This window comes from Pseudoalteromonas sp. PS5 (assembly GCF_004103255.1).
Taxonomy (GTDB): Bacteria; Pseudomonadota; Gammaproteobacteria; order Enterobacterales; family Alteromonadaceae; genus Pseudoalteromonas; species Pseudoalteromonas peptidolytica.
In genome coordinates this window covers 1-18,019 of the sequence record NZ_RCSQ01000174.1, presented here as the reverse complement: position 1 = coordinate 18,019, position 18,019 = coordinate 1, and the positions used below count along the sequence as shown (strand labels likewise).

At 42.4% G+C, this 18,019-nt stretch carries 18 protein-coding genes and 1 pseudogene; 12 read left to right on the top strand and 7 right to left on the bottom strand.

Going from position 1 to position 18,019, the window contains the following annotated elements; genetic code table 11:
- Positions 1-23: 23 nt before the first annotated feature.
- The 3 genes and pseudogenes from D9603_RS18920 (at position 24) to D9603_RS18910 (ending at position 3,161) form a co-directional block, all read left to right on the top strand.
- Positions 24-1,229, top strand: coding sequence for an aspartate aminotransferase family protein (locus D9603_RS18920; RefSeq protein ID WP_125253166.1), 1,206 nt, complete (start codon positions 24-26; stop codon positions 1,227-1,229).
- 30 nt (positions 1,230-1,259) lie between these two features.
- Positions 1,260-2,284 (top strand): annotated as a pseudogene (gene astA, locus D9603_RS18915) (arginine N-succinyltransferase).
- A 73-nt stretch (positions 2,285-2,357) separates the two neighbouring features.
- Positions 2,358-3,161, top strand: a complete 804-nt coding sequence (locus tag D9603_RS18910; protein WP_128732470.1) for a DUF1338 domain-containing protein — start codon at positions 2,358-2,360, stop codon at positions 3,159-3,161.
- A gap of 55 nt (positions 3,162-3,216) precedes the next feature.
- Here D9603_RS18910 and D9603_RS18905 read toward each other — a convergent pair whose 3' ends face one another.
- Positions 3,217-4,050, bottom strand: a complete 834-nt coding sequence (locus D9603_RS18905) for a trypsin-like serine protease (RefSeq protein ID WP_128732469.1) — start codon at positions 4,048-4,050, stop codon at positions 3,217-3,219.
- Positions 4,051-4,791: 741 nt separating this feature from the next.
- Here D9603_RS18905 and D9603_RS18900 point away from each other — a divergent pair.
- Both D9603_RS18900 and D9603_RS18895 read left to right on the top strand, forming a co-directional pair.
- Complete coding sequence (locus tag D9603_RS18900) at positions 4,792-5,622, top strand: polyphosphate kinase (RefSeq protein WP_128732468.1); 831 nt, start codon at positions 4,792-4,794, stop codon at positions 5,620-5,622.
- Between the two features lie 3 nt (positions 5,623-5,625).
- Positions 5,626-6,933: a DUF2252 family protein gene (locus D9603_RS18895; protein WP_128732467.1), complete on the top strand. Its 1,308-nt coding sequence runs from the start codon at positions 5,626-5,628 to the stop codon at positions 6,931-6,933.
- Between the two features lie 8 nt (positions 6,934-6,941).
- Here D9603_RS18895 and D9603_RS18890 read toward each other — a convergent pair whose 3' ends face one another.
- Complete coding sequence (locus D9603_RS18890) at positions 6,942-7,889, bottom strand: ribonuclease Z (protein WP_194086976.1); 948 nt, start codon at positions 7,887-7,889, stop codon at positions 6,942-6,944.
- Positions 7,890-7,992: 103 nt separating this feature from the next.
- Here D9603_RS18890 and D9603_RS18885 point away from each other — a divergent pair, with 103 nt between their 5' ends.
- From D9603_RS18885 to D9603_RS18860, 6 genes are all read left to right on the top strand, one after another.
- Complete coding sequence (locus D9603_RS18885; protein WP_241651717.1) at positions 7,993-8,532, top strand: isochorismatase family protein; 540 nt, start codon at positions 7,993-7,995, stop codon at positions 8,530-8,532.
- A 44-nt stretch (positions 8,533-8,576) separates the two neighbouring features.
- Positions 8,577-8,840 (top strand): DUF3081 family protein, encoded by a 264-nt coding sequence (locus tag D9603_RS18880; RefSeq protein WP_125253173.1) that lies wholly within the window; start codon positions 8,577-8,579, stop codon positions 8,838-8,840.
- Positions 8,833-9,162: a hypothetical protein gene (locus D9603_RS18875; RefSeq protein WP_125253174.1), complete on the top strand. Its 330-nt coding sequence runs from the start codon at positions 8,833-8,835 to the stop codon at positions 9,160-9,162. Before D9603_RS18880 ends, D9603_RS18875 begins: the two co-directional genes overlap by 8 nt.
- The gene (locus tag D9603_RS18870; RefSeq protein WP_128732466.1) at positions 9,155-10,633 is read left to right on the top strand and encodes an FAD-binding domain-containing protein; all 1,479 of its coding nucleotides are present in this window, start codon (positions 9,155-9,157) and stop codon (positions 10,631-10,633) included. Before D9603_RS18875 ends, D9603_RS18870 begins: the two co-directional genes overlap by 8 nt.
- Positions 10,634-10,757: 124 nt before the next feature.
- Positions 10,758-12,362, top strand: a complete 1,605-nt coding sequence (locus D9603_RS18865; RefSeq protein ID WP_176032318.1) for an AbgT family transporter — start codon at positions 10,758-10,760, stop codon at positions 12,360-12,362.
- A 187-nt stretch (positions 12,363-12,549) separates the two neighbouring features.
- Positions 12,550-13,167, top strand: a complete 618-nt coding sequence (locus D9603_RS18860; RefSeq protein ID WP_128732464.1) for a glutathione S-transferase family protein — start codon at positions 12,550-12,552, stop codon at positions 13,165-13,167.
- Between the two features lie 38 nt (positions 13,168-13,205).
- Here D9603_RS18860 and D9603_RS18855 read toward each other — a convergent pair whose 3' ends face one another.
- The 3 genes from D9603_RS18855 to D9603_RS18845 form a co-directional block, all read right to left on the bottom strand.
- A complete protein-coding gene (locus tag D9603_RS18855) occupies positions 13,206-13,655 on the bottom strand; it encodes a DMT family transporter (RefSeq protein ID WP_128732463.1) in 450 nt (149 codons plus the stop codon).
- Positions 13,652-14,293: a nitroreductase family protein gene (locus D9603_RS18850; RefSeq protein ID WP_125253179.1), complete on the bottom strand. Its 642-nt coding sequence runs from the start codon at positions 14,291-14,293 to the stop codon at positions 13,652-13,654. Before D9603_RS18850 ends, D9603_RS18855 begins: the two co-directional genes overlap by 4 nt.
- A 61-nt stretch (positions 14,294-14,354) precedes the next feature.
- Positions 14,355-14,954 carry a Crp/Fnr family transcriptional regulator gene (locus D9603_RS18845; RefSeq protein WP_128732462.1) on the bottom strand — a complete coding sequence of 200 codons (600 nt, stop codon included), beginning with the start codon at positions 14,952-14,954 and terminating at the stop codon, positions 14,355-14,357.
- Between the two features lie 53 nt (positions 14,955-15,007).
- Here D9603_RS18845 and zapE point away from each other — a divergent pair, with 53 nt between their 5' ends.
- The gene (gene zapE / locus D9603_RS18840) at positions 15,008-16,087 is read left to right on the top strand and encodes a cell division protein ZapE (RefSeq protein WP_128732461.1); all 1,080 of its coding nucleotides are present in this window, start codon (positions 15,008-15,010) and stop codon (positions 16,085-16,087) included.
- A 156-nt stretch (positions 16,088-16,243) separates the two neighbouring features.
- Here the strand turns inward: zapE and D9603_RS18835 are convergent, their stop codons facing one another.
- Together D9603_RS18835 and D9603_RS18830 are read right to left on the bottom strand one after the other, a co-directional pair.
- The gene (locus tag D9603_RS18835) at positions 16,244-17,014 is read right to left on the bottom strand and encodes a class I SAM-dependent methyltransferase (RefSeq protein ID WP_128732460.1); all 771 of its coding nucleotides are present in this window, start codon (positions 17,012-17,014) and stop codon (positions 16,244-16,246) included.
- Between the two features lie 51 nt (positions 17,015-17,065).
- Positions 17,066-17,884, bottom strand: a complete 819-nt coding sequence (locus tag D9603_RS18830) for an AraC family transcriptional regulator (RefSeq protein ID WP_128732459.1) — start codon at positions 17,882-17,884, stop codon at positions 17,066-17,068.
- Positions 17,885-18,019 lie beyond the last annotated feature (135 nt).

Here is an 18,019-nt window from a genome sequence, read left to right as displayed (position 1 = left end):
ATAAAAATTTAGGAGAAAGCGTCATGCAAGCAAACCGCGAATTATTCGATGAAGTCATGGTTCCAAATTACAACCCATCTGCTGTGATCCCTGTCAAAGGTGAAGGCTCTCGTGTATGGGATCAAACAGGCAAAGAGTTCATCGATTTTGCTGGTGGTATCGCGGTAAATTGTCTCGGTCACTGCCACCCTGCGCTTGTCTCTGCACTAAAAGAGCAAGGCGAAAAAATTTGGCACCTATCGAACGTAATGACGAATGAGCCAGCATTGCGCCTTGCCAAAAAGTTAACCGATGCGACATTTGCAGAGAAAGTATACTTCGCAAACTCAGGTGCTGAAGCAAATGAGGCTGCACTTAAGCTTGCTCGGCGCTGGGCTTTAGATAAATTTGGTGCAGAGAAGTCGCAAATCATTGCATTTAACAAAGGCTTCCATGGACGTACTTTTTTCACCGTAACTGTGGGTGGTCAAGCAGCCTATTCTGACGGCTTTGGCCCAAAGCCTGCTGATGTTACTCATGTTGATTACAACGACCTATCTGCGTTTGAGAAAACAATCTCAGATAATACCTGTGCTGTAATGATGGAACCGCTTCAAGGCGAAGGTGGAATAATTTCTCCAAACCCTGAATTTGTACAGGCTGTACGTGAGCTTTGCGACAAGCATAATGCTTTACTTATTTTTGATGAAGTTCAGACTGGTGTTGGTCGTACGGGTGACCTATATGCTTATCAAGGCCTAGGTGTAACACCTGATATTTTAACCACTGCAAAGGCACTTGGTGGCGGCTTTCCTATTGGTGCGATGTTAACAACAACTGACATTGCGTCACACTTAAAAGTAGGTACACATGGTTCAACATACGGTGGTAACCCGTTAGCCTGTGCCGTTGCAGAAGCCGCGTTTGATACAGTAAATACCGAAGCGGTGCTATCAGGTGTAAAAGCCAAAGAGCAACTATTCAGAGATGGTCTAAACGCTATTAACGACAAGTACAATGTATTTTCTGAGGTGCGCGGTAAAGGTCTTCTTCTTGGTGCCGTGCTCAATGACAAATTTGAAGGCCGTGCACGTGATTTCCTTGTAGCAAGTGCAGAGCACGGTTTAATGTCATTAGTGGCAGGCACTAATGTCGTTCGTTTCACACCTTCTCTTGTGATCACAAATGAAGAGATCGCAGAAGGTTTAGCACGCTTTGAACAAGCGGTTGCTGCAGTAGTTAACGGCTAAGGAGCTGGGGATCTTGATCCCCTCTTTCTCATGTTAGTATTAAGACCAATACAAAAAACTGACTTTGATGCGCTAAAAACGATTGCGATTGAATCTGGTCACGGGTTTACCTCATTACCTGTCGACGATGAATTGCTATCGAATAAAATTGATCGCTCAGTTAAAAGCTTCACAAAGTCAGTTACAAAACCGTATGACGAAGGCTATTTATTCGTTCTTGAAGACACCCAAACGGGAGAAATTATCGGCACCACAGCAATCGAGGCCGCTGTTGGTATGTCTGTACCTCTGTATCACTACCACTTGGGTAAAACTGTACATCATTCAAGTACGCTTGGGGTTTACAACACCGTAGATATTTTGTCCATGTGTAACGATTACACTGGCAGTTCAGAGATTTGCACGCTGTTTTTACGAGAAGGTCATCGCCAAGGGTTAGCGGGGCGTTTTTTATCACGCAGCCGTTTTTTATTTATGGCCGAGCATGCAGAGCGTTTTAGCGATACTGTTATTGCAGAAATGCGAGCGTTAGCGATGAACATGGTCATTCACCATTTTGGCAGTGGTTACAAGAACACTTTTTTAGTATCGAATTTCCACAAGCTGATCACTTAGTAGGACTGGGAGACAAGGTTTTTATTTGTGAGCTGATGCCGAAGTACCCTATTTACGCAAACTTACTAAGCCCAGAAGCACAAGCCGTTATCGGTCATGTACACGAAAAAACCAAACCTGCATTAAGATTATTACAAAAAGAAGGATTTGAGCACCGTGGTTACGTTGATTTATTTGATGCGGGACCCACTGTTGAGGCCAAACTCGAAAATATCAGCACAGTAAGAGAATCTTTTAAGGGCGAGGTTGAAATTGTAACCTCAGTACCAAATAACCTCCCCAGCCTCGCTATTTCCAATGGTCGACTAGACGTGTTTAAAGCCACTTTTACCGATCAAGCATATTTGTGCGAAGCTGAGGAAAAAATTCAACTCACCACCGAAGTTGCAAATGCACTTGAAGTCACTCAAGGTGAGTTAATAAGCGCATTTAAATTATAAATTTCATGTCGTGCTAATACCAAAAGGTATAACGTTAACAACTGTCACCGAGACAAAAAATTAGGAAACCATTATGCACAACAACGTAGATACATTATTTGAACAGCTGTGGGATAATTACCTAGCAGTAACGCCCTCTGCGGTAAAGGTCCACGAACAGCTGGGCTCGACACAAAAAGATGACGTGATCAATGACCATATCGCGCTTCGCACCTTCAATATCGAAAAAGTTGGGCTAGAAAAACTCGCAGCACACTTCAAAGCTGTCGGTTATAAAGAGTGTGGTGAATATCACTTCGAAGCAAAAAAACTATATGCAAAGCACTATGAGCACCAAGATCCTACTAAACCAAAAGTGTTCATCTCTGAGCTGCTAGTTGAGAAATGCTCTGAAGAGCTACAAGCAATAGTTAAAGACATGGTTGAGCAAATTGACGAGTCAGCGGTTAGTGCTGAAAACTTTTTGTACTCAGGGACGCATTGGAGTGTATCTCACGACACATATAAAAAACTATTAGCAGAAAGTGAATACGCAGCATGGATGTCGGCCTGGGGTTATCGTGCTAACCACTTCACGGTCAGTATCAACTATCTGAAAAACTTCACCACAATTGAAGCAGTCAACCAAGCACTAAAAGACAATGGCTTTGAGCTAAACACCTCAGGTGGCGAGATCAAAGGCTCACCAGAAGTGCTACTTGAGCAATCTTCCACACTTGCTGATCACCAATCAGTGAAGTTCAGCGACGGTGAATTTAGTATCCCTAGTTGTTTTTATGAGTTTGCACTGCGCTATAAAAAACCAGATGGAGAGATCTACACCGGTTTTGTTGCAGCCTCTGCTGACAAGATTTTTGAAAGTACCAACGCAAGATAGTCACTGAAATGACAGTGCTTGAGTACAAGCACTCTGCCCAAATTGCGAAGCAGCCTTAAAGGCTGCTTTTTATATTAATTTCTTCACAAACTTGCGGCAATATCGCTTCAGTAATGCCTGCTGGCAGCTGGGTTAACTTAGGCGTGGCCAACTTGGTTACATTGTTACCAGCAATAATATTATCAATCCAATCAGCGAAATAAGAAACGCGACTATAGACTTCTGTCACACCGTAACGGCCAATTTTTCCGCCCTCTACTCTTGAGCTTATCCCAAACACAATACCTTGCCCATTCTCATATTGATAGGCTGGACCGCCGCTATCTCCCCCACCCGACACACCTTCCAAAGGGAGCCCATTTTCACCACGGTCGAAGCTAAATTTAATAACCGGACCTTGGGCTACTTTTACGGTATTTTGTGCCCGTCGCATTTGACCTTGGTTAGCTAAATTGTCAATCGTTTGCCCAGTTATACCATTACCAGTTCCTCCTATGCCGATAAACCATAAAACTTCATCAAGCTCTTCTTTTTCACGGTTAATCATCAATGGCTTAACATCACTTAGCGCTTGCTGGATCTTGATAAGTGCAATATCGTGACTTTTCCCTGGCATATAGTCTGAGTGAACAAATACTTGGTCAATCACAGTAGGGACATTATTTATGAGTATTGTCGAATTCGGCCGAAGGCAAAATGTTGCATGAGCGGCGGTTAATACCCACTTTGATCCTATCAGTGTGCCATGCCCACCATCGATGTAAAAAGTTGCTAATTGCGGCAATACATCGCTCGATACTCTATAGTCTGCATCATCTACGTCATGTCGGATCACTATACTATGTGAATTAGAAGAAATACCTAATATTATCAAAAGCCAAAACCGCATTTTATACTTCCTTTATCAAAACAGAGTGAGCCATCAAGGTGGTGTCCTATAATGGGTAAAAAACCACCATAAAACATAATAATACGATGCTCAACCCCTGCATACTTTTTCGCTCAATGACTAGGGCTTTTTGTATCTTACCGCTATTGAATACAAAGAAATGGTCTTACGGAAAATTCGGCTTTATACCACTTATTTTGCTAACGTAAAGGTGTCTACATCAAAGCAGACAAGGTGAGAATTTTTTATTTGGTTGTTCTAAATAAAAATTTTGAACATAGCGAGTGTCAGATTGACTTCCTTACATCGAGTAAGTAGTAAGACCAATTGGTATTATTGACGATGTTTGACATATTTTTGTCAAATAATACTTGTAGAGTTCATACTGGGCGACTCTACGGCGTCCAATAGTGTATGGTTCAATATCATTTGTTTAATCTGGGGTTTGGATAAGGAATGCTTGAATTCATTGTTGCTAAAGCACAACTTAGTGTTCTCCTTGTCTAGCCAGAGAGTTTTAGGGAGAACACCGCTTCCGCGTCCTGCTCTCGCTAAGGTATCTACATCCTGTAGGCAAGGCGAATTTACGCATCAATAGCTGGCTATTGGAAGTAAATTCAACGCAGTTAGCGCTAAAACTGGCTGCTAGAAAGGTATTAATTATCCAAAGCTCAGGTTATTTAATTCAGAATTGACTGATATTTAGAGCTATTTAGCTAAGGAAGTTTTGAGGGAGTGATCATGACCAGCTACGTTTCTATATTTAACACGCTAAACCGAGGACTAAGTGTAAAACCTCCGGTTACGTATCCTGCTATGGATTCAAAGAAGCACTATAAGCATGAATTAAAATACTGGCAAACTCAGCTATTACACGTACAGCAGGCCTATTTTCACCAAAAGAAGCGCGCTATTTTAGTATTTGAAGGATGGGATGCGGCTGGCAAAGGTGGTGCCATTCGCCGCATGACCGAAAAGCTCGACCCTAGAGGCTTTAAAGTGTTCCCTATCGCAAAACCCGACCCAGAAGAGCAAGGTCGACACTATCTGTACCGCTTTCAAACTAAGCTTCCCCCGCTTGGCACTATGACTATTTTTGACCGCTCTTATTACGGACGAGTGTTAGTCGAACGCGTTGAAGGGTTTGCCAGCGAAAATGAATGGCGTCGCGCCTATCAAGAAATCAACGAATTTGAACGACTACTAGTCGATGATAACGTTCGCATTGTGAAAGTCTTTTTGCATATTAGCGAGAAAGAGCAGCTAAAACGATTTACAGAACGGTTAAATAACCCCTATAAACGTTGGAAGCTAACAGAAGAAGATATTCGTAACCGTAAAAAGCGTGAAGAGTACGAGCAAGCCATTGATGATATGTTTGGAAAAACCGATACAAACCTAGCGCCTTGGCATGTCATCCTTGCTGAGCATAAATGGTATGCGCGAGTACAAGTATTAAAGACCGTAGTCAATGCGCTCAGTGAGGGGGTCGATATTAGCCCGCCACCTATCGATAAAGCGGTTGTTAAGCTGGCTAAATCTCAATTGGGTATTATTCAAAAGGAGGACTAATCCATGAATCGTCATGACTATCTAGCATCTTATTTTGAGGAACGTGAAGGCGTGAGCGTTAGCCGTGAGTGCAATAAATTCAGCAAAATGAGACTAAGTCCACTACGGTTTTTTCGGGGTAGTGCTGCACTGATGTACAAAGACCTACTAGAGCAACAAATTACCTTACCAGACACTGCCACTACACTTCCCCTGACTTACATTATGGGCGACTGTCATACAGGAAACTTCGGCTTTCATAGTGAAGAAGGCAGCCATGGTGATACCTTAATCTTTGAGCCAAATGATTTCGACGATGCGTGTGTTGGACATGCAGTATGGGATCTGTTCCGCTTTTTGGTCAGTTTGCCCCTTACTCAACTGGAGGGAGGCTGCATTCAAGAGCAAGCTAAAGATATAAAAGATCGCAGCAAGCCTGTTGTGAATAAAGAACAGATACTCCAAGCACAACAGGTGTTTTTACAAAGCTACATAAAAACTTGTCAATTGTCGCTGGAACATAAAGTCGATAGTAATACCGGCCTAATTGTATTTAATAATAACCACATATTGTACAAACGGTGGCAAAAAGGCTTGCAAAGAATGGCGGGAGGTGCCGCATTTACGATTAAAAGTACGCTTGCTAAAGAGATTGACCTCAGTATTAAACCCCTTAGCTTTCGAGACGACAAACTCAGATTTAAGCAAATTGATCCAGATTTGAAAGAGAGTCTTATTGACCACTTCGCGGCATACGTTGATGACGAAATTTTGGACTGTGTTGAGCGAATTGACCAAGGCACAGGTTCGTTGCACCTGAGCCGCTATTATTTATTGGTTGGGCCAAGTGTGCAAAAGCCTACCAAAGACATTCTGCCCCTGTGTCACATTGTTGAGATTAAGCAGCAGCAGGTTGCATCACCTCTGGCTTATTTTTCCAGCCTAAGCCCCGTTAACCGCCTCGACCCTGCGCATTTAACGGTTAATAGTCAAAGAAAAATGCAGCGCCGTACCGATCTTATTTTGGATAATGCACTGTGGCAAGGCAGCCATTGGTTGGTGCGCTCACGTCACCATGCTCGTGTTGGTATCGACCCAGAAGACATCACTATTGGTAAACGCGCTGCAACTAGATCCGGTTTTAGTCAATACTCGGAAACCTGCGGTGAGGCACTTGCCCTCTCCCACATGCGCTCAGATCGACGCTCGCTACATTTTCAAGAACAAGTTGTCGCTGTCTTACCTGATTTAATCGATGAATTGATAAAAACCGCCTGTCACTACAGTGAACAGGTTATCGCTGATTGGCGCTGGTTTTGCGAGCGAGGGTAGCGTTAACATCAGTCGCCTTCTAATTGCTTTTGATTTGGAATATCAATAACTAATCCATCATGGGCAATAACAAGCTCGCCGTCGAAGTGCTTAGCGGCTTCATCAATAAGAGGTTGTAGCATACCTTCGCCGTGATAGCGTACGCTAAAATGGGTAAGCGCGAGGGTCGGCACTAGATGAGTTTGTGCGAACTGAGCAATGCGTTTGGCATCACTGTGCCCGGTGTGAAATCCGACTTTATGTAGATCAGGCGCGGTAAAAGTGGCTTCGTGAACAAGCAGATCTGCGCCCTGAATAGCCTGTGAAAGTAAAGCTGGCTTTTCATTGTCGCCACAAATTATTGCCACTCTAGGCCGCCAGCTATAAAAACTGTAGTCCGCTGAGCGCAAAAGTCGGCTCTGGTATTCAACATCTTGGCCTTTTTGAAGCAAATTATAATGACCACCAGAACCAATGCCATCTTGCTGTAGTTTACTTATTTTTAACTTACGTGGAATACACTTTTCGGTAAGTTTATAGCCAACACTAGGGACCCGATGCTGAAGCGCTATGGCTTCAATGTCGCAACAGTTAAGGCTTAATTTATCGGTTAACTCTTCCAGAGCAATGGTTATTAGATCAAAGCCCAACTTAACTTCTGTCAGAGCAAAACAACTATGCACAAATTGCACAACCGCGCGCGGGGCAATTAATTTAAGTGGAGCTTGCCTCGCGTTGAGCGCCATTGACGAAATGAGTCCGGGTAACCCATAACAATGATCCCCATGCAGGTGAGTGATACAAATGGCTTCTAAGTGATATAGCGTTAACTCGCTATGCAATAGTGCATGTTGCGTCGCTTCGGCGCAATCAATCAACACCCAAGCCTTTGTATTATCGAAGCTTACAGCGGTAGCGGACATATTGCGCTGTTTGGAAGGACAACCAGAGGAGGTGCCCAGAAAATGTACTTTCACGCTAAAACCATTTACTTTTTTGCTCGGTCTGTCATTGTAACTAACAAATAAAGTATATGTGAAGCGCACATATTAACGATGCGAGATTATCTCTAAGGAGAAGATGATGAATTTAATAGCGTCAGATTGCATGATCCTAGTGATTGATATTCAAGAAAAGTTTCGTCCACATATCGCTGAATTTGATGCCATAGAAAATCAAGTAACAACACTACTAAACGCTGCTCGATATTTGTCTATACCAGCCCTTATTTTTGAACAATATCCCAAAGGGTTAGGTCACAGTGCACCTAATTTACTTAAATTTGACTTACCTATTATTGAAAAAACAGCTTTCAGTGCCTATTACACAGAGGACTGTAAGCAAACTATTCAATCGTATCAACGAGATACTGTGATTGTTGTAGGGTTAGAGAGTCATATTTGTGTACAGCAAACTGTGAACGATCTATTGGCTGATAACTTTAATGTGGTTATTGCAGCAGATGCTATATGTTCGCGTAACCCGAAGCACACTCAGTGGGCTTTGGCGCAAATGCAAGCCGACGGAGCACGTTTTTTAGCCATAGAGTCTATTCTCTTTCAATGGCTTAAAACAGCAAAAAATGAGCAATTTAAAGCAATTTCAGCGCTAGTTAAGTGATCACGAACCACTTTACTAACGTATTTAAGGACAGAGGTTAAGAAATGAAAAATGAATTAGACAGCAGATTTTTGTTAACCGTTTTTGAGCATATTCAAAAAAACGGTGAGGTGACAAGTGATGGTAAACGCTACCAAGGCGTAACAGCTTTTGCAGATCCAGACGGATACACGATTTATCTTCAAGGCAGTGGCGTACTGCTGCGCTCTGGTTTTCATAATACTTATCACCTCGACTATGAGCATGATAAACACAAAGACGATTTAATAAAAAAGCTTGAGTATATATACAAAGAGGCGAATGCGTAGTTTATATCCAAATAGCAACCGAGGACGCCGTGTCCGGCGACCTCGCCCAGAACGCAACCAAACCCGCGTATACATAGAGCAGGTAGTGGCTGCACTAAAAGCCAACCCAGATAAAATAAATATCATCAAGCGTAACTGTAGCGAATACCGTCAACAAAGCTTTCTCAAACGTGGGTTTTTGCTCGCTATCGAACGGTTCGACTGGGTATTTGCCATTGACGATGACGTACACAGGATCTGCGAACAAATTCTAGCTGACGATTACATTGGCAAAAGACTACGACGTTATCCTTTACTTTTCAAAGGCGTGTTAAATGATTAATCTCGTTTGGCTAAAGCGAGATCTCAGAGTATCTGATCACCGACCGCTATATGAAGCTGCAAATAACGGCAAGCCTACTTTAATTCTGTACGTTATTGAGCCTGACTACTGGCAGCTCGAAGATACCAGCAAAAGGCAATTCCAATTCATTAAAGAGTCGTTATTAAGCCTGTCAAGTCAACTACAATGTATTGGCGCTTCTTTGACCGTACGTAAAGGTGATGTGGTTGAAATTTTGGAGAAAGTTCATCTACATGCTGCTATTTCAAATCTATATTGTCACCAAGAGACTGGCAACCCCTGGACGTACGAGCGAGACAAACGCGTTATTGCATGGTGTAAATCCAAGCAAGTTAACTATCAAGAATATCAACAACAAGCTGTATTCAGAGGTCATGTCAATCGTGATAAATGGCATCATGTCGCTGAGAGGTGGCTTCAGGCAGCCGTTTTTCCCACACCGACACATATCCACACTTTACTTCAACACCATAACGGCCTTAAGTTACTTGATGTCTACCCGGCGGATGACAACAACGAAGCTAGAACACCACAACAAGGCGGGCTAGAGGCCGCTAACAAAACTCGAGACAGCTTTTTTCACCACAGAATCAACGAATATCTATACGGAATATCGAGCCCGGTAAAATCTACCACAAGTAGCTCAAGGCTTAGCCCCTATTTGGCTTATGGTGTGCTCAGCTTGAGGCAAGTATTGCAACAAGCTCAAGCTTTACCGGTCACCTCAAAGCGCAATAAAAGCGGCTTTTTATCTCGGCTCTATTGGCACAGTCATTTTGTGCAAAAACTTGAGTCGGAGCCTCGATACGCTGAGCAAGCGGTACATAATTCCTTAATTGATATGAGAGCAAATGAATTTAATGAATCATGCTATTTACGATGGTCATCAGGCGATACCGGGGTACCGTTTATAGATGCCTGTATGAGAATGCTTATTCAAACTGGCTGGATAAACTTTCGAATGCGAGCCATGTTGATGGCATATTCTAGTTATCATCTGTGGCTTGATTGGCAAAAGCCAGCAGCAAGGCTCGCCACGCTGTTCGTTGACTATGAACCTGGGATCCATTACCCCCAGGTACAAATGCAATCGGGTACAACAGGAATAAATCCATTTCGCATATACAATCCTGTAACTCAAGGGCTTAAATACGATCCTGACGGACATTTTATTCGTCGTTATATTCCCGAGCTTGACCATGTTCCAGACAACTATCTTCATACTCCTTGGCTTTATGCAGGCCTCAAAGACGACTTGTATGCTCCCCCTGAAAAGCATCCTGACGATGCTGCGAAAATAGCAAGAGAGAAGATCTCTAGTTTCTATAAACAACACCTAGATAAGGGAGAGACTGGACGCGTGATCAGCACGCACGCTTCTAGAAAACGCGCGACGAGAAGAAGAAACAAAAGCAATACAATGAGTAAAAATCAACTAAAGCTATTCTGATTGCTTTGTTTTTGCACAATCTATCTAATTTCACCCTGAAAACAGGACAAATAACCGCTTTCACATGATTTCAGTCCAAAGAGATGCTAAAGTTGCGGCATTTTTTGGAACTGAGAATTTAGCTATGTCAAAAGCTGTAGAGACGCAGGCTGATAGTCAGGCTCAAGCAGAGCACAAAGGTGGGTTATTTAACCGCTTCTTAGCAACTGTTGAGTTTCTGGGTAACATGCTTCCTCACCCTATTACATTGTTTGCCATGTTTTGTATCGCCATTGTGGTATTCAGTGGTATCGCTGATTGGATGGGCTTGTCGGCTATCGACCCCCGCCCTGAAGGCTCAGCAGGCAGAGACCCAGACGGCGTTATTGAGGTCGTAAGCCTAATGAGCGCAGAAGGTCTACAACGCATCGTGACAGGCCTTGTAACTAACTTTACGGGCTTTGCTCCTTTGGGTACTGTATTGGTTGCATTACTAGGTGTGAGTGTTGCTGAGCATTCTGGCATGCTATCAGCAGCTATGCGTGGCATGGTGATGGGCGCGTCAAAGCGCTTAGTTACTTTTATGGTAGTGTTTGCTGCAATTTTGTCTAATACTGCCTCAGAACTTGGATACGTTGTGCTGATCCCACTTGCAGCAATGATTTTCCATAGTTTAGGTCGCCATCCACTGGCTGGTTTAGCAGCTGCTTTTGCTGGTGTATCTGGTGGTTACAGTGCAAACCTACTGTTAGGTACAATCGATCCGCTGCTTGCAGGTATTACCACACCAGCTGCGCAAATGATTGACCCGACCTACCAAGTTGGCCCTGAAGCAAACTGGTACTTTATGATGATTTCTGTATTCCTTATTGCCATTGTTGGTACTTTGGTAACAGAAAAAATTGTTGAACCACGCTTAGGAAAATATGATGCAAGTGAAGCTAGTGTTGACTTAAGCGAAAACAACATTGAAAAGCTTACAGCAAAAGAAAAATCAGGACTAAAATGGGCTGGAGTTTCTCTTTTGGTGGTCAGCCTTTTACTCGCGATGACCATCGTGCCTGAAGACGGTATTCTGCGTCACCCAACCACAGGTGAAGTAGCAGGCTCGCCATTTTTAAAAGGTATAGTCGTCTTTATTTTCGTGACTTTCGCCATTCCGGGCTTTGTATACGGCCGGGTCGTAGGTACCATGAAAAATGACCGTGATATTATCGATGCCATGAGCAAAAGTATGAGCTCAATGGGGATGTATATTGTACTGGTATTCTTCGCTGCGCAGTTTGTCGCATTTTTCAAATGGACGAACTTAGGCACTATTTTAGCGATTAACGGTGCAGCATTACTACAGGCGCTTAACTTAACAGGCCCTGAGGTATTCGTACTGTTTATCTTAATGTGTGCCCTTGTTAACCTCAGTTTAGGCTCATCTTCTGCGCAGTGGGCAGTAACAGCCCCTATTTTTGTGCCTATGTTGATGCTAATTGGATACGCACCAGAAACTATCCAAGCTGCATATCGAATTGGTGACTCTGTCACAAACCTGATTACACCCATGATGAGTTACTTTGGGTTGATATTGGCAGTGGCCACCAAATACAAGAAAGATATGGGGATCGGTACGTTGGTAGCGACTATGTTGCCTTACAGCATGTTCTTCTTTATTGGTTGGGTCGCACTATTTTATATCTGGGTATTTGGCTTTGGTCTACCTGTCGGGCCAAACTCACCGATTTACTATACTCCGTAGCAATAACACTAAAAACTTTAAATGCCAGCAATATTTGCTGGCATTTTTATTTGAGAAAACTGCATCCGTCACCTAAGGTTGAATAGGAGAAAGCACAGAAGGAGCCGCTTAATATTTTAACTTCGCAACATCGAAAGCCTTATTGTCCAACCTAATATCGATGTTTGTGACTTACATTAGGTGAATTATGTATACACTCTTTTACTATCCACAGAGCGCAAGCCTTGCACCTCATATTTTATTGGAATTGATAGGCGAACCTTATCAGTTAGAATTAGTTGATGTGAAAAAAAACGCTAATCACAGCTCACATTACCTAAAGCTCAGCCCCGCAGGTCACATACCAGCGCTTGTCGATGATGATTTCACACTGTTTGAAAGTGCGGCTATTTCTCAATACCTTGCTCATAAACACAGCGACAAGCAGCTATTTCCAGCAGATCCAAAGCTTAAGTTTCAATCTATACAATGGCTCCATTTTATGAGCGCTTCGCTGCACAGCGATTTATTAATGTACACCTATCCCGAACGGCACACCCAAAGTGCCCTGATGTATGACGATCTGATCCGTACACAGCAAGCTCGGCTGGAAGCAGGATTTGCTGTGATAGATAATTTGCTAGCTGACAATCACTACGTAATAGCCAATCAATTTACTTTGTGTGATAGCTACTTATTTATGCTTTGTGAGCGAGCAAAAACACTGTTAGAAAAGACGCCTTCACTCAAGCAGCTAAGACGTTATTATCGGCAAATTGCAGCCACTCCCGCAGTCAGCAAAGCGCTGGAAATAGCCGAGTACTAAGCTTACGTCCGCTTGAGATAACATCACTTCAACGTAAGTTAGTTTTGCTGATTTACGTTAAGAAGCACGATACCGGTCAGTACGGCAACCAATCCTAGCAACTTTTGCAAGGTAACGGGAGTATGCGGTACGGCAAATAAACCCAACTGACCGATTATCATCGCGGCTACCATTTGGCCGCATAAATAATATGCCATTAAATTACCAATACCCATTTTGGGGATCAAAAAGTAGCTCAGCCCTACTCCGGTGGCACTTAATATTCCGCCAATACACCAAAGGTACCAAGGCACGGCTTTTATTTGTGTGATTGTCGGAAAAACGCTATCAGATAATCGAAAAGCCACGACCGTATAAAGGGCACTAGCAGTAAATGCAACCCCAGCAGCTAGTATCGGACTTTTTAGCAACGCGCCTAGTTGAGCGTTCATACTTGCCTGAACCGCAATGGCGCCACCGGCAAAAATAGCAAGTAAACCGAAAATCATAGTGTCATCTCTATACTTAACTTCGCTTGTGTTTTTCTTACTTTAGGCGCAGTAGCATTTTTATCGGAACTACAGCGGATACCAAGCGGTACAACCAAGACCGTACGGAGATGCATCGCTTCAAGACCAAGTATTTTATCTATCTCGCCTTTTTCAATACCTGTTATAGGACAAGCATCTATTTCGAGGCTCGCAGCGGCAACCAATAACGTTCCAACCGCCAGATGAATTTGTTCTGAACACCAGATGTACTGGGCATCTTTATTCATACCACTTAATGCCGACTTAATCCCAGTTTCCATTGTTAAATAGGTGTCCTCTGTTAAGTCACGCTGACGCCTAAAATTATCCATATAGTGTTCAACTTGTGAGTTTAATGGCGACATATCAGCTGCAAATAAAAGTAAATGGCTATTATCTACTACTTTTTGTTGTCCATACGAGTAAGGAAACATAGCTTGTTTGGTACGATGACAGGTTATCTGTAATATCTTATATGACTGCAGGCCATATGAAGAAGCGCTAAGTCCAGTGAGCTCAATTAGTTTATCAACTTTTGCTTGTTCAACTGGTTGATCTGAGAATTTGCGAACGGCATAACGCCAATTTAGTAATGACTCTAATTGTGTAATATTCATAAGTTGCTCTCCATATTCTGTTGAGGCAACTTTAACAAGGTAACGAACGTGGCTCATTTACCTATGTAAACGAACCCGAATTTTTTAAAGATTTTCTAATACGACTTAACTGCGTTGGCGTGATCCCAAGGTGCGAAGCCAAATGATACTGCGCAACTCGTTCAGCAAGCTCAGGCTGCTCCTTTAAAAAAGCAAGATAACGTTCAGTTGCATCCAACTGCACCATATAAAGCTCCCGCTTGTCTTTTTCTAGCAACCAATTCTTTTCAAGATAGTGGATCTGAAATCGCATTAACTCAGGGTTGTCCATTAGCAGTGCTCTAAATTGTTTAAAGTTTATTAGTACGACCTCTGTGGGTTCCAACGCTTGGATCCCCTGATTAGCTGGCTCAGCACGGTGTAGAGCATGCATTACGCCAGGAAACTCCCCCGCGACAAAGAAACGCTTGTTGTACTCTTGCCCTGCCGCATTGGTGTTTACTAACCGCACTAAGCCTTGATATAAAAATGCGAATGTTGTCGGATATTCACCCTCTTGGTATAACCAGTCGTCTTTAGCAAATGATTTTATTGTAGTGATCGCTTCAATAGCGGACCAAGTTTCTTGTGACAGAGCATAGTAGCTCGCTATTGCTTGCTTTAGCTTTAATAGTGCGTCCATGAATTCTAGCTTTATGATATTATTAGGATTAACTATTCCTATTTGCAGCGACTATGTCAATCTCTAGCCATTACGAAACACAAGTTGAACTTGGAAATCTTGCGCCTGACGCAGCGCAGCAAGTCGCAATTGACGCCTTAGATAAACTTTCTCGTTCAGTTGTAGAAGGTAGTGCAGCCAAAGGTATCTATTTTTATGGGCCTGTTGGTCGCGGCAAGACTATGCTAATGGATTGGTTTTATCAGTTTACCCAAATCGATAACAAAACTCGTCTGCATTTTCATCATTTTATGCAAAGAATCCACAGAGAGCTAAATCAAATCCAAGGGATTAAAGATCCACTACAACATATTGCGAAAAACTGGGCTAAGCAAACATCGTTATTGTGTTTTGATGAATTTTTTGTCACTGATATCGGCGATGCCATCATTATGGCAAGACTGTTTGAAGCACTATTTGAAGCTGGCGTAACTTTAGTTGCCACCTCAAACTGTCACCCAACGCAGTTATACAAAGACGGGTTACATAGAGACCGTTTTGAGCCAACCATCGACCTGCTTATGCGCAATTGCGAAATCATACCTATCTGTGGTGAGACGGATCATCGCTTTGCTAAAGGTACGCAAGCACATCACTACTTTGTCAAAGACAAGCACGCGTTTTGGCGGGCGTTTGCCAAAGCTGGGGGAGTATCAAAACCTGAAGTATTAACGCTTAATCATCGCACAGTGAATATACTTGGAGCGACTAAAAATATAGTCTGTTTTGATTTTATGTCGTTATGTTCAACTCCTCGTGCTATCGATGACTATATTAAACTTACACAGCAATATAAGTGTATTTTTATCTCAGACTTACCTTTACTTGGTGTTATGCCCGAGCAGAACCCAATAGCGCAAGGGACAGAGGAAGGCTACATCCGCCCACATGAGGCAGCACAAGTTAGAATAGGTGATGATGAGACAAGACGACTTATTGCGCTTATCGATGAATGTTACGAGGCCAAAGTACTAGTTGTATTTTTGGCCGCCGCGCCCATTGAGAAAATCTACCGAGGCGAGCAGCTTGCGTTTGCTTTCGCTCGCTGCATTAGTCGGATCACTGAGATGCAAAGTTGGCCACTTGAAATCTGATAACCTTACACAATACTTGTTCCTGTAAGTTAAGTAAGGCATTGTAATAAGAGATCCTCAATATATGTTTGCCGTAAACGATTTTTTCGGCCAACCAAACTAGCGAAATTAAATAGACCTAAGAATTGCCAATACCGATTAGACAAATTCGGCTAGCTATTTTTCGCCGACATAAACTGATATTGGATAAGAAAAATGAACTTCATCTCCACATTTATGAGATTCAACACCCAAACAATTAGCATCTATATCCTGTAGAAAGATCTCTCGTATCTTTTTATCGTCCCCTGGATTAGGAAAAGATGCGTTAAGTTGCGTTTCAAGTTCCATAGGAACTTTGTAACTACCTCGTCGGATTTTCTTCAACCCAGAGTTAAAGAGCAATTGCTTCCACTTATCATAGGATAATGCTTCTGTATGTGATGGGTCTCGGAGTCTTTCCATGCGATTGAATGCCTCAGATTTATCTGCGGGTAATGCGACATCTGCAATGACAATAACACCACCTGGCATGCACACCCTGAGCATTTCAGCTAGTGCCATATCGGGGTTTAGCAAATGATGAAAACTATACCTGCTCACTACAACGGAAAAGGTATCTGAATCATACGGCAATTGGTATACGGTACCGATATCCCAAGAAAGATTATTCAACCCTTTTTCTTTTTGATGGCAAAGCGCTTGCTCAATCATCTTCTCTGTTAAATCGATCCCAGTTACATGTCGTGCAACTTTTGCGAATTCACAAGCTACTAGACCAGGGCCACAAGCTATGTCCAATATATTATCGTCTGCTGTGGCTCCACTCATTTCAATAAGCAGTTCTATTGAATCCAAGTGTCCAGTTACTTTTGTAAAAGGAATAGCCTGCTTAGTAAATTGTTTGATAACTTCTTCGTCATGTTCATTATTTCGTACATACTTCATGTGTTGCTCCCAAGGTTAGTGATAATTAAGGAAGCAAGATATAAATATATATTAACGTCGTCTTGTACAAGATTGATGTGATTCTTTGATCCGCATTCGATATTCAGCCGGGCTAATTTGGAATATAGCTTTAAAAATACGGGAAAAGTGACTTTGATCGTAAAACCCGCTTAGAACCGCTATCTCTGAAATGGGGAGATCACCTGCTAATAAGCTCCTAGATAGATGAGCCTTCTTGTTAAGAAAATACCCTTGTATCGAAAGATTATAAGTGCGACGAAATATCCGGTTGCAGTGTTCTTTACTTAAATTTAAGGTCAATGATATCTCGTCAAACAGAGAAGTTTCTTGGTGGTGGCAATCTATCATCGCCTTAATTTTTTTTGCTAATTCATGATCAGTCGGGCAACTTTCAGCGTGTGGTATCTTTTGATGATCCAAAAAATTATTAATCCAATTTAAAATTAAGTTTTCTTTTTCTGAACTCTTAACTTCCGAAAGGAGCACTGTACATAAAGTGGTAAATCTGTCGTATAAATCCGGCGACTCTAACACCTGACTTTTAAAAGATTGACAATTTCTTGAGTTAATGTCACCCAATATACGTGAAGAGTCGAATACCTCCAAGGTAAAGACACCTTTGAAATCCGGAGAATAGCTTCTAACGCAATGTAACGTGTTTGGACTAACAGCGACTATGGACGGTGGTTGAAGAGTAAATTCGTTTTCATTCATTTGAAACAACATCTCCCCCCTCGAAATAGCAGAAAAAATAAGGGAAGAGTGAGTATGCGCTCTTTCGCACCCAGCAGCCCTGTCAATATACCTAACTTCAAACACAGAAGGTAATTTAAATATGGTTTCGGTCATAAAATAGCCGCCAACCCAAGCAGGGGCAACGTTAAAACTGGTTAAAATTAGGCATAATGTATCACTGATGTATCACTTGCATAATGATAATGTATCACTGACACCCACTATTGATAATGTATCACTGACACCCAC